This window comes from Micromonospora sp. WMMC264, assembly GCF_027497275.1.
Lineage (GTDB): Bacteria > Actinomycetota > Actinomycetes > Mycobacteriales > Micromonosporaceae > Micromonospora > Micromonospora chalcea.
In genome coordinates this window covers 6580261-6605085 of the sequence record NZ_CP114907.1, presented here as the reverse complement: position 1 = coordinate 6605085, position 24825 = coordinate 6580261, and the positions used below count along the sequence as shown (strand labels likewise).

Here is a 24825-nt window from a genome sequence, read left to right as displayed (position 1 = left end):
GGACCGGAAACCGCCCGACGGCACGCTTTTCCGACATGACAGACGGTGCACGCACGGCGACGCGAACGGGTTCAGGCCCCGCGCAGGCCGCCACGCACTGCCCGTACTGCGCCCTGCAGTGCGGCATGGTGCTGCGCGCCACCGGCGACGGCGTCGAGGTCGGCGCCCGGGACTTCCCGACCAACCGGGGCGGGCTGTGCCAGAAGGGCTGGACCGCCGCCGACCTGCTCGACCACCCGGACCGGCTCACCACCCCGCTGCTGCGCGACCGGCCCGGCGGCGAGCTGCGCCCGGCGACCTGGGACGAGGCGCTCGACCGGATCGCCGCCGGGGTGCGGGACGTGCAGCAGCGCCACGGGCCGGACGCGGTAGCGGTCTTCGGCGGTGGCGGCCTCACCAACGAGAAGGCGTACGCGCTGGGCCGCTTCGCCCGGGTGACGCTGCGGACCCGGCACATCGACTACAACGGACGCTGGTGCATGTCCTCGGCCGCGGCGGCCGGCAACCGGGCGTTCGGGATCGACAGGGGGTTGCCGTTCCCGCTGGCGGACCTCGGCCGCGCGGACACGCTGCTGCTGGTCGGCGCGAACCCGGCCGAGACCATGCCGCCGCTGATGCGGCACGTCACCGACCTGCGGGAACGCGGCGGCCGGCTGATCGTGGTCGACCCGCGCGCCACCGCTACCGCCCGCCAGGCCGACCTGCACCTGCAACCGCTGCCCGGCACCGACCTCGCGGTGGCGAACGCGCTGCTGCACATCGCGCTCACCGAGGGCTGGCTGGACCGGGCGTACGTGGCGGAGCGGACCACCGGCTTCGACGAGGTCCGGCGGACGGTGGCCGGCTACTGGCCGGCGGAGGTGGAGCGGCTCTCCGGCGTGCCGGTGGCCGACCTGTACGCGACCGCCCGCGCGCTGGCCACAGTGGACCGGGCGATCATTCTCACCGCGCGGGGCGCCGAGCAACACGCCAAGGGCGTGGACACGGTCACCGCCCTCATCAACCTGGCGCTCGCCCTGGGCCTGCCCGGCCGCCCCGGCTCGGGTTACGGCTGCCTGACCGGGCAGGGCAACGGGCAGGGCGGCCGGGAACACGGGCAGAAGGCCGACCAGCTCCCCGGCTACCGGCGTATCGACGACCCGGCGGCCCGCGCGCACGTCGCCGGGGTGTGGGGCGTCGACCCGGACTCGCTGCCCGGGCCGGGGGTGCCCGCGTACCAGCTCCTGGACGCGCTGGGCACGCCGTCGGGCGCGCGGGCGCTGCTGGTGTTCGGCTCCAACCCGGTCGTGTCCGCGCCCCGCGCGGCCCGGGTCGAGTCCCGGCTGCGCGCCCTGGACCTGCTCGTGGTGGCGGACTTCGTCCGCTCCGAGACGGCCGAGCTGGCCGACGTGGTGCTGCCGGTCGCCCAGTGGGCCGAGGAGAACGGCACGATGACCAATCTGGAGGGCCGGGTGCTGCGTCGCCGCGCGCTGCGTGAGCCACCGGCCGGGGTCCGTACCGAGCTGGAGATCCTCGCCGCGCTCGCCGGGCGGCTGACCGACGGCGCGCCACTGCCGAGCGACCCGCGCGAGGTGTTCGCGGAGCTGGGCCGGGCCTCGGCCGGCGGTCCGGCCGACTACGCCGGGATCACCTGGGACCGGATCGACGCCGACACCGGCGTGTTCTGGCCCTGCCCGGACCGGGACGGCCCGGACACGCCCCGGCTGTTCGCCGACCGCTTCCCCACCCCGGACGGCCGGGCCCGGTTCCACGCCGTGACCCACCGGCCGGCCGCCGAGCCGGTGTGCGCCGACTACCCGCTGCACTTCACCACCGGCCGGGTGCTCGCGCAGTACCAGTCCGGCGCGCAGACCCGGCGGGTCGCCGCGTTGCGCCGGGCCGCGCCGGGCGGCTTCGTCGAGCTGCACCCGGACCTGGCGGCACGGCTCGGCGTGACCGAGGGAGCGCCGGTACGTGTGGTCTCCCGCCGGGGCGAGCTACGGGCGCCGGCCCGGCTCAGCACCGCGATCCGGCCGGACACCGTCTTCGCCCCGTTCCACTGGCCCGGCGCGCAACGCGCCAACTCGGTCACCAACGACGCGCTCGACCCGGTCTCCGGGATGCCCGAGTTCAAGATCTGCGCGGTCCGGGTGGAGCCGGCATGAACGAGCGCATCGTCGTCGTCGGCCACGGCATGGCCGGCGCCCGGCTCGCCGCCGAGCTGCACGCGCGCGGCGGGGACCACTCGATCACCGTGCTCGGGGCGGAGCCGCACCGCGCGTACAACCGGATCATGCTCTCCACGCTGCTCGCCGGACGCATCGGTGAGCCGGACGTGGAGCTGGTCGAAGCGGTGGGGCCGGGCGTCGAGGTGCACACCGGCGCGGCGGTCACCGCCGTGGACCGCGCCGCCGGCGAGGTGGTCACCGACGACGGCGAGCGACACGGGTACGACCACCTGGTGCTCGCCACCGGCAGCCGGGCCGTGGTGCCGCCGCTGCCGGGCCTCGCGCCGATGCCCGAGCGGGTCGTCCCGTTCCGCACGCTCGGCGACTGCCGGCGGATCCTCGCCGCCGCCGAGGGCGCGCGCCGCGTCGTCGTGCTCGGCGGCGGGCTGCTGGGCCTGGAGGCGGCCCGCGGGCTGGCCGCGCGGGGTCTCGACGTGACAGTGGTCCACCCGGTCGGACACCTGATGGAACGCCAGCTCGACCCGCCGGCCGGCGCGGTCCTCGCGGGCACGCTCGCCGGCCTGGGCGTCCGGTCCCGGCTCGGCGCGGCGGCCACCGCCGTGACCGCCGACGCCGACGGCGTCCGCCTGCACCTGGGCGACGCCGGGACGCTCGACGCCGACCTGCTGGTGCTCTGCTGCGGGGTACGCCCCGACACCGCGCTGGCCGCGGCGGCCGGACTCGCCGTCGAGCGGGGCGTGGTGGTGGACGACCGGATGCGGACCAGTGACCGGCGGATCTCCGCGATCGGCGACTGCGCGCAGCACGACGGCACGCTGACCGGGCTTGTGGCGCCGGCCTGGGCGCAGGCCCGGGTGGTGGCCGACGTGCTGACCGGCGCGGACCCGCTGGCCCGCTATCGGCCCCGCCCGGCGGTGACCCGGCTCAAGGCAGCCGGCATCGATCTGGCCGCGATGGGCGACGTGGCCGGAACCGGCGACGGGGACGGGCCGGTCGAGGAGCTGACCTTCGCCGACCCGGCCCGGGGCACGTACGCCCGGCTGCGCATCCGGGACGAGCGGCTGACCGGCGCGATCCTGCTCGGCGACAACCCGGCGGTCGGCACTGTGGTGCAGCTGTTCGACAGGGGCGCGCCGGTGCCGGCGGACCGGCGTTCGCTGCTGCTCGGCCGGGCGTTCGGCGAGGCGCCGGCCGGGCCGGCCGCGTCCCCGGCGCTGATGCCGGACGCCGCGACCGTGTGCCGGTGCAACGACGTGAGCAAGGGCGCGCTGGTGGCGTGCTGGCGGGCGGGCGCCCGGACGGCGGCGGCGCTGTCCGCGTCGACCCGGGCCGGCACCGGCTGCGGCAGTTGCCGGGACGCGGTGGCCGGCATCGCCGCCTGGCTCGCCGAGGCCGACCCGCAGGCGACCGACGCGGTACGCGAGACGGTGGAGGTGGCGTCATGAGTGAGCTGATTGTCGTCGGGAACGGCATGGTCGGGCAGCGCTTCGTCGAGGCGCTGCGGGCCCGGGACACCGGCGGGCGGTGGCGGGTCACGGTGCTGGCCGAGGAGCGGCGTCCGGCGTACGACCGGGTGCGGCTCTCGGCCGTCTTCGACGGGGTGGACGCCGACGAGCTGACTGTGCACACCCCCGACGCCGGAGTGGACCTGCGCCTGGGTGAACCGGCCACCGGCGTCGACCGGGCACGGCGCGTGGTGACCACGGCGGCCGGCGAGTACCCGTACGACGCGCTGGTGCTCGCCACCGGCTCGTACGCGTTCGTGCCGCCGGTCGACGGCACCGATCTGCCGGGCGTCTTCGTCTACCGGACGCTGGACGACCTGGCCGCGATCCGGGATCACGCCCGGGGCCGCCGCACCGGCGCGGTGATCGGTGGCGGGCTGCTCGGGCTGGAGGCGGCGAACGCGCTGCGGCTGCTCGGGCTCACCACGAGCGTGGTCGAGTTCGCGCCCCGGCTGATGCCGGTGCAGGTGGACGAGGCGGGCGGGTCGATGCTGCGCCGCTACGTCGAGGAGCTGGGCGTCACGCCGTACCTCGGGGTGGCCACCACGGCGCTGCGTCCCGGGCCGGACGGCACGGTGGCCGCGCTCGACCTCGCAGACGGGCGCACGCTGGACGCAGAGCTGGTGGTGGTGGCCGCCGGGATCCGGCCGCGCGACGAGCTGGCCCGGGCTGCCGGACTGCCGCTCGGCCCGCGCGGCGGCGTGCTGGTGGACGCCTCCTGCCGCACCGCCGACGAGCGGATCTGGGCGGTCGGTGAGTGCGCCGCGGTGGACGGGGTCTGCCACGGGCTGGTCGCGCCCGGGTACGCCACCGCCGAGGTGGTCGCGGACCGGCTGCTCGGCGGCGCGGCCACGTTCCCCGGCGCGGACACCGCCACGAAGCTTAAGCTGCTCGGCGTGGACGTGGCCTCGTTCGGCGACGCGCACGGCGTCACCCCCGGCTGCCTGGACGTGACGTTCACCGACCCGGCCACCCGCGCGTACGCGAAGCTGGTCCTCTCCGACGACGCGCGGACGCTGCTGGGCGGCGTGCTGGTCGGGGACGCGAGCGCGTACCCGGCGTTGCGGGCCAGTGTCGGCGGGCCGCTGCCCGCTCCCCCGCTGGCGTTGCTGGCGCCGGCCGGCGGCGCGGGCGCCGGCGCGGGGGCGCTGCCGGCCGCCGCCCAGGTCTGCTCCTGCAACGCGGTGACCCGGGCCGACCTGGACGCGGCGATCGCCGGCGGGGCGACCGACGTGCCGGCGTTGAAGGCGTGCACCCGGGCCGGTACGAGCTGCGGCTCCTGCGTGCCGATGCTCAAGCAGCTGCTGGACGCCGCCGGGGTGCGCCAGTCCACCGCGTTGTGCGAGCACTTCGACCGGAGCCGGCAGGAGCTGTTCGACCTGATCCGGGTGCGGGGCATCAGCACGTTCTCCCGGCTCGTCGCCGAGCACGGGCGCGGGAGCGGCTGCGACATCTGCAAGCCGGTGGTGGCCTCCATCCTGGCCTCGCTCGGGGCCGGTCACGTGCTCGACGGCGAGGCGGCGTCGCTGCAGGACACGAACGACCACTTCCTGGCCAACCTGCAACGCGACGGCAGCTACTCGGTGGTGCCCCGGATTCCGGGCGGGGAGATCACCCCGGAGAAGCTGATCGCGATCGGCGAGGTGGCCCGCGACTTCCAGCTCTACACGAAGATCACCGGCGGGCAGCGGATCGACCTGTTCGGCGCGCGGGTCGACCAGTTGCCGCAGATCTGGCGCCGGCTCGTCGACGCGGGCTTCGAGTCGGGCCACGCCTACGGCAAGGCGCTGCGTACCGTGAAGTCCTGCGTCGGCGACACCTGGTGCCGCTACGGCGTGCAGGACTCGGTCGGGCTCGCCGTCGCGCTGGAGCTGCGCTACCGGGGGCTGCGCGCGCCGCACAAGCTCAAGTCCGCGGTCTCCGGCTGCGCCCGCGAGTGCGCCGAGGCCCGGAGCAAGGACTTCGGCGTCATCGCCACCGAGGGCGGCTGGAACCTGTACGTCGGCGGCAACGGCGGCTTCCGGCCCCGGCACGCCGACCTGTTCGCCACCGACCTGAGCACCGCCGAGCTGGTCACGCTGATCGACAGGTTCCTCATGTACTACATCCGCGCGGCCGACCGGTTGCAGCGCACCGCCGCCTGGATCGAGGCGATGGACGGCGGCCTGGACCACCTCCGGTCGGTGATCGTGGACGACTCGCTCGGCCTCTGCGCCGACCTGGACGCGGCGATGGCCCGGCACGTCACGAGCTACTCCGACGAGTGGCGCGACGTGCTGGAGGACCCGGACCGGCTGCGCCGCTTCACCTCGTTCGTCAACGCGCCCGGCGTGCCCGACCCGTCCATCTCGTTCACCCGGGAGCGGGGCCAGCCGGTACCGGCCCGAGACGCCGGGCACCGCCGCCAACCCGTCGCGCTCGGACTGCCGGAGGTACGCCGATGAGCCCCGTCGTCACGCTGGACTGGACGCCGGTCTGCCCGCTGGACCGGCTCGACCTCGACCGGGGCGTGGCCGCGCTCGTCGACGGCGTGCAGGTGGCGGTGTTCCGCACCGCGCACGGCCTGTACGCGGTGGACAACCTCGACCCGGTCGGCGGCGCGTACGTCATGTCCCGCGGTCTCGTGGGCAGCCGGGGCGGCGTGCCGACGCTCGCCTCGCCGCTGCACAAGCAGGTCTACGACCTCACCACCGGGCGGTGCCTGGACCTGCCCGGCGTGACGTTGACGCGGCACCGGGTGCGCTGCCGGGACGGCCAGGTCGAGGTGCGGTTACGGCAGGAGCAGTGATGCGCGACGAGCTGGCCGGTTTCACCATCGGGGTCACCGCGGACCGGCGGCGCGACGAACTGGCCGCGCTGCTCCAGCGGCGCGGGGCGCGGGTGGTGCTCGCCCCGGCGCTGCGGATCGTCCCGCTCGCCGACGACACCGACCTGCGTGAGGCCACCCGGGCCTGCCTGGAACATCCGCCGGACGTGCTGATGGCCAACACCGGCATCGGCATGCGGGGCTGGCTGGAGGCGGCCGAGGGCTGGGGGCTGGCCGAGCCGCTGCGCGCCACGCTCGCCCGCGCGTACGTGGTGTCCCGGGGCCCGAAGGCGACCGGGGCGATCCGCGCCGCCGGACTGCGCGAGCACTGGTCGCCGGGCTCGGAGAGCTGCGACGAGGTGGTGGAGCACCTGGTCGCGCGCGGCGTGGCCGGCCAGGTGGTGGCGATGCAACTGCACGGCGAGCGGCAACCCGAGTGCACCGACGCGCTGGTGGCGGCCGGGGCCACGGTGATCGAGGTGCCGGTCTACCGGTGGGCGCCGCCGGCCGATCCGGCGCCGCTGCACCGGCTCATCGACCTGGTCGCCGGGCGGCTCGTCGACGCGGTCACGTTCACCTCGGCTCCGGCGGCCGAGGCCCTGCTGCGGGCGGCCGGGGACCGTACCGAGACGGTGCTGGAGGCGCTGCGCGGCGACGTGCTGGCCGGGTGCGTGGGCACCGTCACCGCCGAGCCGCTGGTCCGGCGTGGGGTGCCGGTGAGCGCGCCGAGCCGGGCCCGGTTGGGCGCGCTGGTCCGCACCATCGTCGAGGAGCTGCCCCGGCGCACGGTCTCGGTGAAGGCGGCCGGGCACGTGCTGACGCTGCGCGGCCACGCCGCGGTGGTGGACGGGGAACTGCGCCAGCTCGCGCCGGCCCCGATGGCCGTGCTGCGGGCGCTCGCCGCGTCACCCGGCAAGGTGCTCTCCCGCACCGCGCTGCTGCGTACGCTGCCGCGCGGCGCCGACGAGCACGCCGTGGAGATGGCCGTCGCCCGGCTGCGGGTCGGCCTGAAGGCGCCCCGCGTGGTGCAGACGGTCGTCAAGCGGGGGTACCGCCTGCGGGTCGACTGACCCGCAGGCGGTCAGCCCACCGAGGCCGGGTAGCCGTGCTCGGCCTGGAGGCGGAGCATCGCGTGCTCGACCACTGTCACCAGCACCTGCTTGACCGAGTCGCGCCGACGGGCGTCGCACAGGACCATCGGCACGTCCGGGGAGATGGCGAGCGCCTCCCGGATCTCCTCCATCTCGTAGTGCGGCGCGTCGTCGAAGCGGTTCAACGCCACGACGTACGGCAGCTTGCGGTTCTCGAAGTAGTCCAGCGGCGCGAACGCGTCGGTGATCCGCCGGGTGTCCACGAGCACCGCCGCGCCCACCGCGCCCCGGATGATCTCGTCCCACATGAACCAGAAACGGGTCTGGCCCGGGGTGCCGAACAGGTAGAGGATCAGGTCCTCGGCCATGGTGATACGGCCGAAGTCCATGGCGACCGTGGTGGTCTCCTTGCCCGGCACCTTCGACGGGTCGTCGATGCCCACGCCGGCCGCGGTCATCAGCGCCTCGGTGGTCAGCGGCTGGATCTCGGAGATCGCACCGACCAGCGTGGTCTTGCCCACGCCGAAGCCGCCCGCGACCACGATCTTCGCGGAGATGATCTCCCGGCCGCGGTTCACCCCGTCGGGGTCATAGTTCGCGAAGTCCACTTAGCACCCTTCCAAGCAGGTTCATCCGCGCCGCGAAACCCGTCGCGGGAGCGGCAGTGTGTAGCGTCAGCAGGCCCTCGGCCACCATGTCGGCGACCAGCACCCGGGTGACGCCCAGCGGCATCCGGGTGTAAGCGGCGATTTCCGCCAGCGACTGTGCCCGGCCTTCACAGACCGAGGAGATGCGGTACTTGTCGTGCCCGGCGAACCGCGCCTCGGCCGACTGCGTGGGCGTGCTGGACAGCACCGCCTCGAGCGCGATGTTCTGCAACGGCTCGGTGCGGCCCCGGGTGACCGCGTACGGTCGCACCAGCGCGCCACGCGGATCACGTCGCGGTTCCATCTCGCGATCACCTCCCCTCGTACGGAGCGCAGCGGCTCCGGCTCATGTCGGCGGGCCCGGTCAGGACCGGACGGCGTCCCTCGGCAGCGGGACCAACGCCTGCCCGACCCGTTCCACGAGCAACGCCATCTCGTAGCCGACCTGGCCCACGTCGCAGCTGCGCGCCGCGAGCACGGCCATCGACGAGCCGTCGCTGATGGACATCAGGAACAGGTAGCCGCTGTCCATCTCGATCACGGTCTGCAGCACCCCGCCGGCGCTGAACATGCGCGCCGCGCCCTCGGTCAGGCTCACCACGCCGGAGGTGATCGCGGCAAGCTGGTCGGCCCGGTCCCCCGGCAGATCCCGGGAGGAGGCGAGCAGCAGCCCGTCCGCGGAGACCGCCACCACGTGGGCGATGCCCGCCACGCTGTCGGCGAAGTTGGTGAGAAGCCAACCCATGTCCTGCATGGCCGCCGGCCTGTTCATCGGTTCGTCTCCTTGGTCGAGGTGCTGTTCAGGTCGGCGCCGGCCGTACGGCCCCGCTGGACGCCACGGTGGTAGGCGGAGAGCAGCCCCCGGACCTCGTCCGGCGTGCGCCGGCTGCGGTCCCGGCCGCTCTTCGGCTCTATCCCACCAGGCACGAGCTGTGCCTGCGGCACCCGCTTGGGCAGGCCGGAACGGGTGGTGCCGCCGGTGGTGGGCTCCGCGGCCCGGCTGGCCCGCGTCCAGCCCTCGTCGGCCGCCGTACGCCAGGCGCTCGGGTCGATGGCGGGTGCGGGCTCGGCGGCGGGTGGCGGCGCCGGGGCGGCCGGTGGCGGCGCCGCGGCGGCCGTGGGCGGCGACGCGACGGCGGGCGACGACGGGGCGGCGTCCGCGGGTGACGCGGACGGCACGGCCGGTGCGTGGTACGCGGCCGGCGTGCTCAGCCCCGACGCCTGGGCGCCCGGGGTACGGGTGGGCAGGGGCGGGCGAGCCGACGCCACGGGCGGCGGCACGGCCGGCTGGGCCGGCGCGGGCGGCTCGTCGAAGGTGGGCCGAGTGAAGATCGTGGTCTCGTCCTCTCCGTGCGAACGGAACCAGACCGCCTCCATCTCCCGGAATATCGGGGCCTCGGCCCGCTGCTCGGGACGGGCCACCACGGGCGTCGCCGGGGTGGTCTCCACCGCCGGCGCCGCGGCGAGCGGCTGGTAGGCCGGAGGTGCGACCGGCTGGGCGGCCTCGACGCCCGGCGACCGCTTGGGCAGCGGGTCCAGCGCCGGGTACGCCACCGTCGGCCCGCCGGCCGACCAGCCCGCCCCGGAGACCGGGGCCGGCGTTGCCGGAGGCGCCGGGACCGCCGGCAACGTGCCGGTCGCCCCGCCCAGCTGTACGGCGGGAGTGGTGTCCCGCGCCTCGGCGGGCGCCTGCCACCTGGCGGGCGGGGCGGTGGTCGCCCCGCGCCACCCGTCGGCGAGCGTCGCGGTGGCGGCGCCCCGGCCGGCGCCGGCAAGCGCGTCGGCGACGCCGACCTGGCTCAGCGGTGACTGCTCGACGGCCAGCGGCTGGCGCGGCCGGGTCAGCGGGGCCTGACCACGGTTGGCCGGCAGCACCACTGTCGAGTTCGGCAGCGTGACCTGGGCGACAGTGCCGCCCTCGACGTTGCGGCGCAGCTCGACCCGGATCCCGTACCGGGAGGCGAGCCGGCTCACCACGGCCAGACCCATCAGCCGGAACGCTGCCACGTCGACGGTCGGCGGCGCGGCCAGTCGCCGGTTGAGCGAGTCGAGCTGTTCGTCGCTGAGGCCGAGCCCCCGGTCCTCGATCTGGATCAGCACGTAGTCGCGGATCCGGCGGCCGTCGGCCACCACCGAGGTGTTCGGCGGCGAGAACCGGGTGGCGTTGTCGAGCAGCTCCGCGACCAGCCGGACGACGTCGTTGACGGCGTGGGCGGCCACCGAGATGTCGGTGTCGACGGTGCCGAACTCGATCCGGTTGTAGAGCTCCACCTCGGACTGCGCGGCGCGCAGCACGTCGACCAGGAGCGCGTCGTCGCGACGCGGCACCGCCGAGTCGGCACCGGCGAGCACCAGCAGGTTCTCGTCGTTGCGGCGCATCCGGGTGGCCAGGTGGTCCAGCTCGAACAGCTGCGCGAGACGCTTCGGGTCCTCCTCGGACCGCTCGATCGCGTCCAGCTCGCCGATCATGCGGTCGACCAGGCTCTGCGAGCGGCGGGCCAGGTTGAGGAACATCGCCGAGACGCTCGTGCGCAGCGCGGCCTGCTCGGCCGCCACCCGCACCGCCTCCCGGTGGACCACGTTGAAGGCAACGGCCACCTGGCCGACCTCGTCGCGGTTGGTCAGCTTGATCGGGTCCCGGACCTGCTGGACGATCTCGTCCACGCCGCCGTCGCCGATGGCGTTGACGTTCTGCAGCCGGCTCACCGCGTCCGGCAGGTCGTGGTTCGCCACCGCGAGCGCGCCCTCACGCAGCCGGCGCAGCGAGTCGTTCAGCGACCGGGCGAGCACCACGGCGAGCGTCACCGCGACGGCCAGCGTGATCAGCACCAGCAGGCCCTCCACGACCGCCTGCTGGATCACGTCGGCGCGTACCTCGTCGGCGTCGGCGAGCAGGTCGTCCAGGAGCTGGATCTCCGCCCACCGCATCAGCTCGTCGACCGCGCCGATGGCGTCGGACGCCTCCTGGCGGGTGACGAGCGCGGGACGCCCGACCGAGCGGGACAGGTCGGCGGCGACCCGGTCGGCGAGCTGGACCGCGTCACCGGACACGGTGCGGTCCACCAGGGCCCGCTGGGCCGGCGTCGCGGACCGGGAGAACGTGAGCAGCGCCTCCTGCTGACCGGTCAGGGTGGCCACGAAGGAGGAGAACTGCTCCTCGTCGATCCGGCCGGCGCCGAGCGCGGTGAAGGCGACCGCCTGCTCCTCGGCCACCTCGGCCTTGGCGTGGGCGAACGCGGCCACCGCGCGGCGGGCGTCGGCCAGGCTCTCCGCGCCCGGCTGCTGGGCCAGCGCGTCGCTGTACGCGACCAGGTCGTCCAGGACGATGCCGTAGCGCAGGCTGGCCTCGGCCACCGGCATCTGCGACCGGTCCAGCACCTCCTGGCGCGTGCCGTTCAGCGTGGACAGGTGGGCGTCGATGACCTTGAGCTGGCTGCTCACAGCGCCCGGCACGTCGCCGAGGCGGCGCCGCTCCTCCTGGTACGCCGCGATCCGCTCGTCGGTCTGGCGCACCCGCAGGTTGTACGCGTCCGGCTTCTCGTCCGGCTTGGCCAGGAAGACCGCCGCGGCCATCCGCTCCTTGTGGAGGTCCTGGGTGAGCGCCGAGATGTCGACCGACACGGCCGTCAGCGACCGGACCCGGTCCGCCTCGTACGCGCCCTGCCCCACCGAGACGAGTCGGATAGTTGCCAGTGCGATGACAGCCGCGACCGGAACGACCAGGATGAGGGCGAGTTTCGAGCGGATCCGCGCGTCGCGCAGCCTCGGCAGGCGCCGTCGCCGGTTCCGCTGTTCGGCGTTGGGGCTCCCGGGCAGGGTCGTAGGTCCGGTGCTCACGACATCGCCTCCGTCGTTTCTTCCACGCGCGACCCACTGACCCGTGCCTGGTGCAGCGGCCAGCGCCACGCGCGGCACGGCCGCGATTTCATCAGACGAGATCGTGTTTGGGAAGCCGCAGGGAGGCAGGAAACGGTCGGGGTCGGCGCAACCCGTGATCCGATCACCTAATACCTTCTTTTCTCCAACCCCCTGATCAGGGGATGTCACTCCAGAGTGGTCACACGCTTCTGTGCAGTAATTGTCAGTTAATGTTCCGTGTCCCCAGCATGTGGGATGGCTGTCCCGAAACAGCACTCGAGATCCCGGCTTGACCACAGGCCCCGGCATTGGCAAGGTTTTGCAGGCTTCGCGCACACCGTACGGCACACCAATCCCGTTCCTCCACTGAGGACGGACTAGCGGCGGTGATCGGGCGTCGGCCCGCGCCGCACCTGGAGGACTGAGTTGAGCCCCATCCGCTCCGCGAGCATCGCGGCGCTCGCATCGGCCGTGCTGGCCACCACGCTCACCGGCTGCGGGATCGGCGGGGAACCGCAGGACACCAGCCCCATCGTCATCGCCGCCGACCTGGAACTCTCCGGCGCGTCCGCGCCGGTCGGCAAGGTGTACCAGCGGGCGCTGGAACTGAAGGTCGAGCAGTTGAACTCGTCCGGTGCGCTGGGCGGCCGGAAGATCGATCTGCGGGTCAAGGACAACCGCTCCGACGCTGCGGAGTCCTTGCGGAACATCAATGATTTCAGCGGCGACTCACGGGTGAGCGCCGTCATCATGGGCGGCTGCAACGAATGCGCGGTGGGTGCGGCCCGCACCATCGGCGAGAAGCGCATTCCGACGATCGCACTGGCCTCCTCGAGCGCGGTCACCGAACCGGTGGGCGAACGGCGATATGTCTTCAGGCTCGCCCCGAACGCCGCCGACAGCGCCGCCGCGCTCGCCACCGAACTGGACCGGCGCGACATCCGCAAGGTCGCGCTGCTGCACAGCGCCGACGGTTACGGCCAGGAAGGGCTCACCGCGCTGCGCCGGGAACTGGAAAAGACCACGGTGCGGCTGGTCGGCAACGAATCGGTGCGGCTCACCGACACCGAGGTCGGCACGCAGGTCAACGAATTGATCGCCGCCAAGCCGCAGGCCCTGATCCTCTGGACCACGCCGGAGCAGGCGACGCTGGCCGCGACCACGGCCCGGCAGAGCAAGTTCCGCGGGTCGCTGTTCTTCGACGCCGCGGCCGCCGGCGACCTCTTCCTGGGCCCGTCGGCCCGCTCCACCGAAGAGGCCACGCTGATCTTCACGCAGACCATGGTGATCGACGACGTGATCGCCACCACACCGGCCAAGGCGGCGCGCCGGCAGTGGTTCCAGGAGTACACCGCCCGCTTCGGCGGCTACAACGGCTTCTCCTCGTTCGCGGCCGACGCGGTCCAACTGATCGTCGACGCCGAGCAGCGCGCCGGTGGCGAACCGGGCACTGTCGACCGGGACGCGCTGCGCGACGTGCTGGAGACCTCGCAGCTGGACGGGCTGTCCGGGCCGATCCGGATGACGCCGGACAACCACTCCGGGTTGATGCCGCAGGCGTTGACGACGCTCGTGGCGCGTGGTGGTCGCTGGCGGCTCGCCGGTTAGTCACTGTTGGGGCGTGGCCCCACCGCAACCGGCTCCGGGCGGTCAGGCTTGATCCCTGCGCCGGTTGCGGTGGGGCCACGCCTGTCGTGGTCGGCCGCCATCCGTGGGTTGAGGTCTACTTCTGGGTTCTCGGCCGACGTCGGGTTACCTGGTTGTGGTCAGCGGGCTGAGGTGGTGGCCTTCACCCAGGGCAGGGCCAGGCGCTCGACGAGGCTGAGGGCGGCGTAGAGCGCGATGCTCATCAGGGCCACCAGCACGATCGCCGCCCAGGCGGTGGCGGTGTCGCCGACGCCGTTGTACTGCAGGATCTGGTAGCCCAGACCGGGACGGTCCGAGTAGAACTCGCCGATCACCGCGCCGATCGCGGCCAGCGGCATGGCCACCTTGAGCCCGACGAAGATCTGCGGCAGGGCGGACGGGAAGCGCACCTTGCGGAACGACTGCCACCACGAGGCGTTCAGCGACCGGCTCAGCTCCGCCAGGTCCGCCGGCGTGGTGGTCAGGCCGGTGGCGGTGGAGAGCACGATCGGGAAGAAGCAGAGCAGGAACACCATGGTCAGAATGGGTTTCTGACCCCAGCCGACGGCCACCACCAGCAGCGGCCCGAACGCGATCTTCGGGACCGCGTTCACGGCCACCAGCAACGGCGCGAACATCCGCTCGACCCGGCGGGACGCGGCCAGCGCCATCCCGATCAGCACCCCGGCGGCCGACGAGAGCAGGAAGCCGAGCACTGTCATCCAGGTGGTGATGCCCAACGCGGGCAGCAGCACGTCGGTGGCGTTCGCGAGGGACTCCCCCACCGCCTGCGGCGGCGGCAGCGCGGCCGGGTGCACCAGGTTCAGCCCCGAGGTGACCAGCCACCAGCCGGCCACCGCGATCACCAGGCCGAGCGCCGGCAGCCCGACCGCAGCCGGACGTACGGCGAACCCGCGCCGGACCGCCGGGCGCGGCTGCGGCGCCTCCGGCCGGGCCTCGGTCAACTGTGTCAACGTGTCCTCCTCTCTGCGCCGGTCGGTGCGACCGGCACGGGAAGGGGGTGCGCCCCGCCGGGTGTCCGGCGGGGCGCACCCCCGTTGGCCCGAGCGGACCGGTCAGGCCTTCGGCGCGAGGTCGAAGTCGATGATCTGGTCCGGGGTGAGGTCCTGCTTGAGCGCGCCCGCGCCCTTCAGCAGGGCGATGCTCTTGGCCACCCGGCCACTGTCCAGCGTGCCGATCGCAGTGCCGGAGTTGCTCGACCGGACGTACGCGGCCATCAGCTGAAGCTCGGCGGAGGCCGCGGCCGGGACGGCGGCCGGCACGTTCTTCTTCAGGATCTCGGCGGCCTCGTCCGGGTTCGCCAGCGAGTACTCCAGGCCCTTGAGCAGCGCGGCGGTGAACTTCTTCACCATCTCCGGCTTCTCCTTGGCGAGCTTCGTGGAAGTGATCAGCGCGTTGCCGTAGAGGTCCTGCATCACGTTGCTGTACGGCAGGATGACCGGCTTCTTCTTGGTCACCGTCTCCACCGTCGGCTGGCCGACGACGAACTGGCCGATGCCGTCCACCGAGCCGGAGCCGAGCATCGGCATCAGGCTCTGCGCCTCACCGTTGACCCAGGTCACCTTGCTGCCGTCGATGCCGGCGAGCCGCGCGTACGTGGGGAAGAGGTTGCGCACGACGGAGGAGGGGGTGTCCGCGAGCTTCTTGCCCTCGAGGTCCTTCGGGGTGGCGATGTTCTTGCCCTCGACCGTGACGATCGCGGCCATGGTGCGCTGCTGGATCGCGGCCACCGCCACGAAGTCCTTCGCCAGGCCGTTGCCGAGCTGGAGGATGCCACCGGTCAGGTCGATCGGGCCGAACTGGGCCTGCCCGCCGGTGATGGTCTGGATGACGGAGCCGGTGCCCTGGCCGGGCTTGATGTCGACGTCGAAACCGGCCTCCTTGAAGAAGCCCTTGTCCTTCGCCACCCAGGCGTAGGAGTCACGGCCGAAGTTGCCGAACGAGGTGAGGTACGTCACCTTTTCCAGCGCGCCGCCGTTTCCGCCGCCGCTCTCGGACTTGTCCGAGTCGCTGCTGCAGCCGCCCACGAGGGCGAGGGCGGTAGCCAGAGCCGCGGCGGCGACCGTACGGGTCAGCCTTCTCATCAGTGCACCATGTCCTTTCCGACCAGGACTTTCTCGCCGGTCGGGTCGTGGGTCCGACGGGGCCGGCAGGAGGGTTGGGCCGACTGGACCGTCGTGAGGGGACTCTTCGCGCGCAACAGCGTACGAGAAGGCGGATGGCGTGCCCCCTCCGTCCCGGTTGCGGAACGGAAACGAAGTTGCGTGACGGAAAGCGGACTGACGTCCACCCCGGACAGTGCTATAAGCACCGTCCGCTACGCTAGCCCGGCTCGCATTCGGACGACGTGGAAGGGAGCCGGCGGAAGATGATCCGACTGTCCGGGGTGTCCCGCACCTTCGACGGCCGATCCGGGCAGGTGGAGGCGCTGCGCGGCATCGACCTCGACGTCGCCGAAGGCGAGTTCGTCGCCGTACTCGGCCGGTCCGGCTGTGGCAAGTCCACGCTCCTGCGCATGATCGCCGGCCTGCTCCCGGTCAGCGGCGGCGAGATCACCGTGGCCGGTACGCCGATCACGAAGCCCCGCCGCGACGTGGCCATGCTGTTCCAGCGGCCGGCCCTGCTGCCCTGGCGCACGGTGCTGGACAACGTGCTGCTGCCGGTGGAGATCTTCGGCTGGCGCCGGGCCGAGCACCGCGACCGCGCCCGCCAGCTGCTGGAGATGGCCGGGCTGGGCGGCTTCGAGAAGCGGCTCCCGCACGAGCTGTCCGGTGGCATGCAGCAGCGCGTCTCGCTCTGCCGGTCGCTCATCGGCTCACCCCGGGTGATGCTCATGGACGAGCCGTTCTCCGCGCTCGACGCGCTCACCCGCGAGGAGCTCTCCGGCGAACTCCAGCGGGTGCACATGGAGACGAAGGCCACGATCGTCTTCGTCACCCACTCGATCGACGAGGCGGTGCTGCTCGCCGACCGGGTCGTCGTGCTCAGCCCGCGCCCCGGCCGGATCCGCGAGGTGGTCGAGGTGAACGTCCCCCGGCCCCGCACGCTCGGCCGGCACGAACACCTGGCCGATGTCGCGCGGATCAGCGCCGAGCTGCACGAACTGCTGATGGAGCGGGACGCCCCCGGCGTACCCGTGGGAGGACGGTGACCATGCGGGTCTCGGTCTTCACCGAACCCCACCGCGGAGCGGACTACGACGACCAGCTCCGGTTCGCCCGGCTGGTCGAGGAGACCGGCTTCGAGGGCTTCTTCCGGGCCGACCACTACCGGGCGATGGGGGACGAGCCGGCGCTGCCCGGCCCCACCGACGCCTGGCTGACGCTCGCCGCACTGGCCCGGGAGACCTCCCGGATCCGGCTCGGCACGCTCGTCACGTCCGCCACGTTCCGGCTCCCCGGGCCGCTCGCCGTCATGGTCGCCCAGGTCGACCGGATGAGCGGCGGCCGGGTCGAGCTGGGCATCGGCGCCGGCTGGTACGAGCGTGAGCACACCGCGTTCGGCATCCCGTTCCCGCCGGTCAGCGAACGCTTCGACCGGCTCGCCGAGCAGCTGGAGATCGTCACCGGGCTGTGGCGCACCCCGGCCGACGAGACGTACAGCTTCACCGGCGAGCACTACCGCCTGGTCGACGCGCCGACGCTGCCCAAACCGGTGCAGCAGCCCGGCCCGCCGGTGATCGTCGGCGGCCGTGGACCGAAGCGCACGCCCGAGCTGGCCGCCCGCTACGCCGACGAGTTCAACATGCCGTTCAAGAGCGTGGCCGAGACCGCCTCCGCGTACGACCGGGTCCGGGAGGCGTGCGACCGCACCGGCCGGGACGCCTCCGGCCGGGCCCCGCTGACGCTCTCCGCCGGCATCGTCGTGGCGATCGGGCGCACCGACGCCGAGGCGCAGCGCCGGGCCGCCCCGCTGCACGTCACGAGCGCGCTGCCGCCGGAGGACCCGGTGGTCGGCTCCCCCGCCCAGCTCGTGGACCGGATCGGCGAGTTCGCCGCGATCGGGGCCACCCGGGTGCACCTGCGCCTGATCGACTTCGACGACCTCGACCACGTGGAGCTCATCGCCGCCGAGGTGCTCCCCCGACTGGACGGACCACGATGACCGAACTCTCCACCGACCTCGAACTCGGCCCGGTGGGCCAAGAGATCGTGTACGAGAACGACCGGGTACGGGTCTGGCACATCCGGCTGGAGCCGGGTGAGCGGCAGCCGCTGCACCGCCACGACCACCCGTACCTGGTGGTGGCGGTCCAGGGCGCGAAGAACGTGGTGCAGACGATCGACGGCACCACCATCGACGCCGACGAGCCGACCGGCGGCGTCGTCTACCGGGATCCGGGCGCGGTGCACATGCTGACCAACGTCGGCGACACCACCTACCTCGCCCGCCTGGTCGAGCTGAAGTAGCCACGCCGGCAGGTTCGCCGCGCCGCGCGGCGGCAAGGTGGCGATCGGGGGCACCGGGCCGTAACGTGCCGGACATGGCCTTTCGGACGTGGGGCAGGCTGCTGCTCACGGCGCTCGGAGTGAGCGTACTGGCCGGGGCCGGCCAGTTGGGCATCGCGTACGGCTTCGGAGTCGTCCGCCTCGACGGCGCGTTCGTCGACGCCTCGGTGAACAGGTGGCCCGCCCAGCTCGTCTGGGTGGGCTGGTTCGCCGTGGTCGCCACGGTCGCCGGAGCCGTCCTCACCGAGCGCTTCGCCCGCCGCGACGACCTCCCCGGCGGCACCACCGAACTGCTCTCCATCGCCGGCGTCAGCGCGCTGGGCGCGACGGTGGTCGCCCCGCTGTGCATGCAACCGGCCCGCGCGGCCGAGCTGGCCGGATCCGTCGACCCGGTCTGGGCCGCCGGCGTCTGCGCCGCGCTCGGCGCGGTGGTCGGCGCGGGCGCGGCGATCGCCGTACTGCTGAAGCCGCCGTTCGGCTGGGGTGTGGCGATCACCGCCGGGATCGTCTGGCTGCTGGCGCTGCTCTCCGTCGCGCCCACCATCGTCTCGGACCGCCCGCTGGCATCCGTCCGGCTCGGCGTCCTCGAACCGTCCTGGCTGGACCCGGCGGCCGCGCAGCGCCTGTCCATGCTGCTGCTGCCCACGCTGGCCCTGCTCGCCGGTGGCGCGGTCGGCGTGCTGGCACGCCGCGCCGGATGGCCGCCGCTGGTCGGTGGCGCGGCCGGCGCGGCCGGTCCGGTGCTCGTCGCGTTCGCCTACCTGACCGCCGGGCCGGGCGCCGCGACCGACAGGTACCAGCTCGCGCCCTACTACGGCGCGCTGATCGCTGTCGTCGCCGGTGCGCTCGGCTCGACCGCCACCACGATGCTGCCCCGGCCGGTCACCGCCGACGGCGATCCCGACGCGGTCGAGGCCACCGACATCCTCGCGCCGCTGCCGCACTCGGCCGCTCCGGGCGTCCCGGCCGCTCCGCCCGCGCCGCCGCTGACGAGCGGCGCCGCCGCGCCCGCGCACTGGAACTGGCCGGAGCCCGGCGGCTCGGCCACGGCGACGGCTCCGGCCGGTACCGATCTTCCCGCCGCCGGCCGGCCGGCCCTCGCGGATCTGCCCGCCGCCGATCTGCCGACCGCTGCGGAACGGCCGGCGGGTGAGCGCCCGGCCGTCGCCGACACGAGCCACGGCCAGCCCATGCCGGGTCTGCTGCCCCCGGGGCGCCGGACCTCGGCCATCGACGTCCTCGCCGCGGGCCGCCCCGACCCGGTCGCGGGTCCGGGCCCGGGCACGGGCACGGCCCACGCGGACAGCACCGGCGAGGCGGCCACCACGGACCGTCCGGCCGCTCCCGACCCGGCCGCCGGTTCCGAAGCCGCCGATCGAGCGTCCGGGCAGGCCACCGGCATTCCGGCCGACAGCGAGACCGCCACCGGCACCGGCACCGGCACCGGCACGGACGATGCCGCACCGGCGCCGGAAGCGGCGGCGGCCACGCCACGGGTGACCCGGCCGCGCCGCACCCGCGCGGGCCGGTCCAGCGGGACTACCGACGGGCCGGTGTCATCCGCCGACGGCACAGCACCCCGCCCCGGAGACGTCACCACTCCCAGCGCCGGCGCGGGCACCACCGCGAAGGACGCATCACCGGCCACCGCCGACAGCCACGTTCCCGGCCCGCGTACGGACAGCGGCGCCCTCGCCGGGCCGGTCACGGCCGACGCGGGCAGTGACACCCCCGCCGCGCCACCGGCCGAAGCCCCCGGAGACACCGGCGCGGCCGGCCGCGCCGCACGCCCCCGGCGTACCCGCACTCCGAAGGCGCCGCGCGCCACCGGTCCGACCTCCCCCGGCCCGGCCGACACCGCGCCGACGACACCGGGCGGCCGAACCGAAGCTGCGCCGAGCGGGGGAGCCGACGCCGAGCCGACCCCCCAGGCCACGAACCCGGACCGGGACGACACGAGCACCGACTCGAACGTGGTGGCGCCGACCGGGCGTACCGGACGCAACTTCTTCTTCGACGACCCGGCGCCCGCCCCGTCGACCCGGCCGCGGTTCGCGATGTTCGAGGACGTGACCGGGCAGCCCGGCGAGGTGCGCCCGGCCTGGCCGATCACCCCGGCGGGCCGGCCGCACCGCGCGACCGCCGAACCGGACGCGCCGGCCCGGGACGCCGCGGACGCGGTCGCCCCGGGCGAGCCGGCGCCGCGTCCCCGGCACCGTGGTCTGCCCGAGCCGGGTGCGAGCACCGGTTGGGACGCGCTCGCCACGAACGCCCGCCCGGCGGGGCCGCTCGCCCGGCCGGAGGCGGGGATGCCGCTCGCCCGGCCCGAGGCGGCGACTGCCGTACCGGGCGAGGCGGGTGCCGCGCCGCCGGAGGCCAAGGAGACGGAGGCGGACTCCCGGCGCGGGCGGCACTCCGGACCGGACGACGCCGACCCGCCCGCCGGGAAGTCGAAGGCCCGGCGTGGCCTGTTCCGGCGCAACCGGGCCAAGGATGAGCCGGAGCCGGCCGAGCGTACGGCCGAACCGACCACCGCGGCCGACGACGAGTACGTGGACTGGGTCGCCGGTCTCGCCTCGGACGACAACGCCGACGACGCCCGCTCGCTGCGTACCGGGCGGCACCACCGCGACTGAACGAGCACCGGGGCGGGCCGGGACACCAGGCCCGCCCCGGCTCCGGTCACGCCAGTGGCAGGTAGACCCGTGACCCGCCGGCGACGAACTCCTCCGACTTGTCGCGCATGCCCCGCGCGGCGTACTCCTTCAACTCCTGCGTGATCTTCATGGAGCAGAACTTCGGGCCGCACATCGAGCAGAAGTGCGCGGTCTTGGCGGGCTCGGCGGGCAGCGTCGCGTCGTGGTACGCCCGTGCGGTCTCCGGGTCGAGCGCCAGGTTGAACTGGTCTTCCCAGCGGAACTCGAACCGGGCCTTGGAGAGCGCGTCGTCCCACGCCTGCGCGCCGGGGTGCCCCTTGGCCAGGTCGGCCGCGTGCGCGGCGATCTTGTACGCGATCACGCCCGCCTTCACATCGTCGCGGTCGGGCAGCCCGAGGTGCTCCTTCGGGGTGACGTAGCAGAGCATGGCGGTGCCGAACATGCCGATCATCGCCGCGCCGATCGCCGAGGTGATGTGGTCGTACGCGGGCGCGACGTCGGTGGTCAGCGGCCCGAGCGTGTAGAACGGCGCCTCGTGGCACCACTCCTGCTGGAGGTCCACGTTCTCCTTGATCTTGTGCATCGGCACGTGCCCGGGGCCCTCGATCATCACCTGGACGTCGTACTCCCAGGCGATCTTCGTCAGTTCGCCGAGCGTGCGCAGCTCGGCGAACTGCGCCTCGTCGTTGGCGTCCGCGATGGAACCGGGGCGCAGGCCGTCACCGAGGGAGAACGTCACGTCGTACTTCGCGAGCAGCGAACACAGCTCCCGGAAGTTGGTGTAGAGGAAGTTCTCCTCGTGGTGCGCCAGGCACCAGGCCGCCATGATCGAGCCACCCCGGGACACGATGCCCGTCACCCGGTCCACCGCCAGCGGCACGTACGGCAGCAGCACCCCGGCGTGCACGGTCATGTAGTCGACGCCCTGCTCCGCCTGCTCGATGACGGTCTCGCGGAACACCTCCCAGCTCAGCTTCACCGGGTCACCGCCGACCTTCTCCAGCGCCTGGTAGATCGGCACCGTGCCGATCGGCACCGGCGCGTTCCGCACGATCGCCTCGCGCGTCTCGTGAATACGCTTGCCGGTGGACAGGTCCATCACGGTGTCCGCGCCCCACCGCGTGGCCCAGGTCAGCTTCTCCACCTCCTCGGCCACCGACGAGGTGACAGCCGAGGTGCCGATGTTCGCGTTGACCTTCACCAGGAACGCCTTGCCGATGATCGCCGGCTCGCACTCCGGGTGGTTCACGTTCAGCGGCAGCACGGCCCGACCGGCCGCGATCTCGTCCCGCACGAACTCCGGCGACACCGACTCCCGGATCGCCACGAACTCCATCTCCGGCGTGACGATCCCGGCCCGCGCGTACGCGAGCTGAGTCGGACGGGTTCCGGCCAGCGGCGTACCGGCGCCGCGTACCGGGGCGACGTCACCGCGCTCGGCGATCCACGGCCCGCGCAGCGCGGGCAGCCCCACCTCCGGGTCGGAGCCGGGACCGGAGGTGTCGTAGAGCCGTACCGGTGGGTTGTCCCCGGTCAGCGGCACCTCGGCGAACGGCACCCGGATGTCCGGGCGTGACCCTTCCACGTACACCTTGCGACGTGCCTGCATGACAGCCTCCCTGTCGCTCATGCGGACCAGCCGAAGTGGTCCAGCGGGCCGCGTCCCGCGCCCAGCTCCCAGGTCCGCGCGCCGGTCAGCGCGCGGGTGACGTACTCCTTGGCGACCGCCACCGCGACCGGCACCGCGTCACCCGCGGCGAGCCGGACCGCGACGGCGGCCGAGAACGAACAGCCGGTGCCGTGGTTGTGCCGGGTGTCCACCCGGGGCGCGCGCAGCAGCCGAGTGGTTCCGCCGCCCGACAGGACGTCCACCGACTCGCCGTCGGCGTCCACGTCACCGCCGGTCACCACCACGAACGCCGGTCCGCGCGCCGCCAGCGCCTCGGCCGCCGCCACCATTTCCTCGACCGTGCCCACCGGGGCTCCGGTGAGGGCCGCGGCCTCCGCGCAGTTCGGCGTCGCCACTTCCGCGTACGGCAGGAGCCGCTCGACCGCCTCCACCACGCCGAGCCGGTGCCCACTGGTGGCAACCAGTACCGGGTCGACGACCAGGTGTGGCAGCCGCCCGGCCCGGGCCGCCTCGGCCACCGCGTCGGCGACCGCCGGGGTACCGAGCATGCCGCTCTTCACGGCCCGCACGTCGAAGTCGCCGAGCACGCTGTCCATCTGGTCGCGCACCGTCTGCGGGGGCAGCGGCAGGACGGCGTCCACGCCCCTGGTGCTCTGCGCGGTGACAGCGGTGAGCACGCTCGTGCCGTACGCGCCGAGCGCGGCGAACGTCTTGAGGTCGGCCTGGATGCCTGCTCCTGCTCCGGAGTCGGATCCGGCGATCGTGAGGACTGTTCTCGGCGTCACTGGTCTTCTCCGTTTGTTGCGGTTGGGGGCTGCGGCCGACCGTGCCCACTCCGGGCGGTCAGGCTTGATCCCTCCGTGGGCACGGTCGGCCGCAGCCCTGTCGCGTGGGGGCCTCCGCTCGGGCCTGCCGGGTGGGTGCGTGCCAGACGGGTTGCTGCCTCCTGGAAGGCTCTGCCCAGCGTGGTGGCGGTTTCTCTCGGGTCGTCCGCGCGCATGATCGCGCCCAGCACGGCTACTCCGGCGGCGCCCGCCTCGACGCATGCGTGGACCTGGTCCGGGTTCTCGATGCCGCCCAGCGCGAGGACGGGCACGGGGCTGACCGCGATCAGCTCGCTCAATCCGCCCGGTCCCAACACAGGGCCGTAGCCGGGTTTTGTCTTTGTCTCGTAGAGCGGGGACAGGGTGGCGTAGTGCTCGGTGGTGAGGCGGGCCAGCTCGGCGGTGTCGTGGCAGGAGCGGCCGACCAGGCCGACGGCGGGCGGCGGGTACGGGCCGGCAGCCGGTAGGTGCACCGCGTCCCCGTCGAGCGGGTCGGGTCCGGCGACGACGAGCGTGCCGCCCGCGTCGGCGAGGATCGCGCGCAGGTCGACGGCGAGCGCGAGGCGTTCGGCGCGCGGCAGGTCCTTCTCCCGCAGCACCACCCACCGCACTCCCCCACCCACGGCAGCCGCCACCACGTCGACGAGCGCCCCCCGGGCCACCCGCCGATCGGTCAGCAGCACGACCCCGCTCGGCCTGCCCTGGATCTTGGTACGCGGCCGCCCCTCGGGGGGCGCCTCCGTACCAAGATCCGCTACGCGTGAGGCGGTCACAGGTCGGGCCGTCCCTCGTCGGGGGTGGACGGCAGGGCGTGGAAGCGGCGGGTGATGCGGCCGGCGCCGTACGCCAGGCGGCCGGCCTCGACCGCGTAGCGCATCGCCGTGGCCATCGCGACCGGGTCGGCGGCCCGGGTCACGGCGCTCGCCAGCAGCACCGCGTCGCAACCCAGCTCCATGGCGAGGGCGGCGTCGGAGGCGGTGCCGATGCCCGCGTCGAGCACCACCGGCACGTCGACCGCCTGCCGGATCAGCCGGATGTGGTGCGGGTTGCCGATGCCCAGCCCGGAGCCGATCGGCGACCCGGCCGGCATCACCGCCGCGCAGCCCACGTCGGCCAGCCGCCGCGCGAGCACCGGATCGTCCGACGTGTACGGCAGCACGGTGAACCCGTCCGCGACCAGCTCCTCGGCGGCGCGCAGCAGCTCCACCCCGTCGGGCAGGAGCGTGCGCTCGTCGCCGATCACCTCCAGCTTCACCCAGTCGGTGTCGAACGCCTCCCGGGCCAGGTGCGCCGTCTTCACCGCCTCCACAGCGGTCCGGCAGCCGGCGGTGTTCGGCAGCAGCCGTACGCCGCACCGCTCCACCAGGTCGAGCAGGCCACCCGACCCGCCGGGCGTGGTGTCGACCCGGCGCAGCGCCAGCGTCACCAGCTCGGTGCCGGCCGCGCGGATCGCCGCCTCCAGCACGTGCAGGTTCGCCGCGCCACCGGTGCCGAGGATGAGCCGGGAGCCGAACCCGACCCCGCCGATCTCAAGCGTGGACATC

The 24825-nt window shown here is 73.9% G+C and carries 20 protein-coding genes; 10 read left to right on the top strand and 10 right to left on the bottom strand.

Annotation, left to right across the window (positions count from 1 at the left end; translation table 11 throughout):
* Nucleotides 1–35 precede the first annotated feature (35 nt).
* Genes O7542_RS29620 through O7542_RS29600 form a run of 5 tightly spaced genes read left to right on the top strand, consistent with a single transcriptional unit; the run spans nucleotide 36 to nucleotide 7549 of the window.
* Nucleotides 36–2144, top strand: a complete 2109-nt coding sequence (locus O7542_RS29620) for a molybdopterin oxidoreductase family protein (protein WP_281605502.1) — start codon at nucleotides 36–38, stop codon at nucleotides 2142–2144.
* A complete protein-coding gene (locus tag O7542_RS29615; protein ID WP_281605501.1) occupies nucleotides 2141–3613 on the top strand; it encodes an FAD-dependent oxidoreductase in 1473 nt (490 codons plus the stop codon). The genes O7542_RS29620 and O7542_RS29615 overlap by 4 nt, the downstream gene beginning before the upstream one ends.
* Nucleotides 3610–6117, top strand: coding sequence for a nitrite reductase large subunit NirB (gene nirB, locus O7542_RS29610; protein WP_281605500.1), 2508 nt, complete (start codon nucleotides 3610–3612; stop codon nucleotides 6115–6117). The genes O7542_RS29615 and nirB overlap by 4 nt, the downstream gene beginning before the upstream one ends.
* Nucleotides 6114–6461, top strand: coding sequence for a nitrite reductase small subunit NirD (gene nirD, locus O7542_RS29605; RefSeq protein WP_064446599.1), 348 nt, complete (start codon nucleotides 6114–6116; stop codon nucleotides 6459–6461). Before nirB ends, nirD begins: the two co-directional genes overlap by 4 nt.
* Nucleotides 6461–7549, top strand: a complete 1089-nt coding sequence (locus tag O7542_RS29600; RefSeq protein WP_030501576.1) for a uroporphyrinogen-III synthase — start codon at nucleotides 6461–6463, stop codon at nucleotides 7547–7549. The genes nirD and O7542_RS29600 overlap by 1 nt, the downstream gene beginning before the upstream one ends.
* Before the next feature lie 11 nt (nucleotides 7550–7560).
* Here O7542_RS29600 and O7542_RS29595 read toward each other — a convergent pair whose 3' ends face one another.
* Genes O7542_RS29595 through O7542_RS29580 form a run of 4 tightly spaced genes read right to left on the bottom strand, consistent with a single transcriptional unit; the run spans nucleotide 7561 to nucleotide 12054 of the window.
* Entirely contained in the window at nucleotides 7561–8178 is a 618-nt protein-coding gene (locus O7542_RS29595; RefSeq protein ID WP_030501577.1) for an ATP/GTP-binding protein, read from the bottom strand.
* The gene (locus tag O7542_RS29590; RefSeq protein ID WP_030501578.1) at nucleotides 8159–8521 is read right to left on the bottom strand and encodes a DUF742 domain-containing protein; all 363 of its coding nucleotides are present in this window, start codon (nucleotides 8519–8521) and stop codon (nucleotides 8159–8161) included. Before O7542_RS29590 ends, O7542_RS29595 begins: the two co-directional genes overlap by 20 nt.
* Before the next feature lie 60 nt (nucleotides 8522–8581).
* Complete coding sequence (locus tag O7542_RS29585; RefSeq protein ID WP_013288588.1) at nucleotides 8582–8989, bottom strand: roadblock/LC7 domain-containing protein; 408 nt, start codon at nucleotides 8987–8989, stop codon at nucleotides 8582–8584.
* Nucleotides 8986–12054 (bottom strand): nitrate- and nitrite sensing domain-containing protein, encoded by a 3069-nt coding sequence (locus tag O7542_RS29580; RefSeq protein WP_281605499.1) that lies wholly within the window; start codon nucleotides 12052–12054, stop codon nucleotides 8986–8988. The genes O7542_RS29585 and O7542_RS29580 overlap by 4 nt, the downstream gene beginning before the upstream one ends.
* A gap of 447 nt (nucleotides 12055–12501) precedes the next feature.
* On the opposite strand from O7542_RS29580, the gene O7542_RS29575 reads away from it, so the two are divergent.
* Complete coding sequence (locus O7542_RS29575) at nucleotides 12502–13683, top strand: ABC transporter substrate-binding protein (RefSeq protein WP_043328278.1); 1182 nt, start codon at nucleotides 12502–12504, stop codon at nucleotides 13681–13683.
* Nucleotides 13684–13841: 158 nt separating this feature from the next.
* On the opposite strand, the gene O7542_RS29570 is transcribed toward O7542_RS29575, so the two are convergent.
* On the bottom strand, nucleotides 13842–14675 hold the full coding sequence (locus tag O7542_RS29570; protein ID WP_104113834.1) for an ABC transporter permease: 834 nt from the start codon (nucleotides 14673–14675) through the stop codon (nucleotides 13842–13844).
* 102 nt (nucleotides 14676–14777) lie between these two features.
* The gene (locus O7542_RS29565) at nucleotides 14778–15806 is read right to left on the bottom strand and encodes an ABC transporter substrate-binding protein (RefSeq protein WP_043328275.1); all 1029 of its coding nucleotides are present in this window, start codon (nucleotides 15804–15806) and stop codon (nucleotides 14778–14780) included.
* Nucleotides 15807–16090: 284 nt separating this feature from the next.
* Here O7542_RS29565 and O7542_RS29560 point away from each other — a divergent pair, with 284 nt between their 5' ends.
* The 4 genes from O7542_RS29560 (at nucleotide 16091) to O7542_RS29545 (ending at nucleotide 20806) form a co-directional block, all read left to right on the top strand.
* Nucleotides 16091–16873, top strand: coding sequence for an ABC transporter ATP-binding protein (locus O7542_RS29560; RefSeq protein ID WP_064446604.1), 783 nt, complete (start codon nucleotides 16091–16093; stop codon nucleotides 16871–16873).
* Between the two features lie 2 nt (nucleotides 16874–16875).
* Complete coding sequence (locus O7542_RS29555; RefSeq protein WP_064446605.1) at nucleotides 16876–17826, top strand: LLM class F420-dependent oxidoreductase; 951 nt, start codon at nucleotides 16876–16878, stop codon at nucleotides 17824–17826.
* Complete coding sequence (locus O7542_RS29550; RefSeq protein ID WP_043328269.1) at nucleotides 17823–18131, top strand: cupin; 309 nt, start codon at nucleotides 17823–17825, stop codon at nucleotides 18129–18131. Before O7542_RS29555 ends, O7542_RS29550 begins: the two co-directional genes overlap by 4 nt.
* Before the next feature lie 74 nt (nucleotides 18132–18205).
* Complete coding sequence (locus tag O7542_RS29545) at nucleotides 18206–20806, top strand: hypothetical protein (RefSeq protein WP_281605498.1); 2601 nt, start codon at nucleotides 18206–18208, stop codon at nucleotides 20804–20806.
* A 46-nt stretch (nucleotides 20807–20852) separates the two neighbouring features.
* Here O7542_RS29545 and thiC read toward each other — a convergent pair whose 3' ends face one another.
* The 4 genes from thiC to O7542_RS29525 form a co-directional block, all read right to left on the bottom strand.
* Nucleotides 20853–22436 (bottom strand): phosphomethylpyrimidine synthase ThiC, encoded by a 1584-nt coding sequence (gene thiC, locus O7542_RS29540; protein WP_104113831.1) that lies wholly within the window; start codon nucleotides 22434–22436, stop codon nucleotides 20853–20855.
* A 17-nt stretch (nucleotides 22437–22453) separates the two neighbouring features.
* Complete coding sequence (gene thiD, locus O7542_RS29535; RefSeq protein ID WP_281605497.1) at nucleotides 22454–23242, bottom strand: bifunctional hydroxymethylpyrimidine kinase/phosphomethylpyrimidine kinase; 789 nt, start codon at nucleotides 23240–23242, stop codon at nucleotides 22454–22456.
* Nucleotides 23239–23988 (bottom strand): thiamine phosphate synthase, encoded by a 750-nt coding sequence (locus tag O7542_RS29530; RefSeq protein WP_281606515.1) that lies wholly within the window; start codon nucleotides 23986–23988, stop codon nucleotides 23239–23241. Before O7542_RS29530 ends, thiD begins: the two co-directional genes overlap by 4 nt.
* Nucleotides 23989–24050: 62 nt before the next feature.
* Nucleotides 24051–24824 carry a thiazole synthase gene (locus tag O7542_RS29525; protein WP_043328260.1) on the bottom strand — a complete coding sequence of 258 codons (774 nt, stop codon included), beginning with the start codon at nucleotides 24822–24824 and terminating at the stop codon, nucleotides 24051–24053.
* Between the last annotated feature and the right edge of the window lies 1 nt (nucleotide 24825).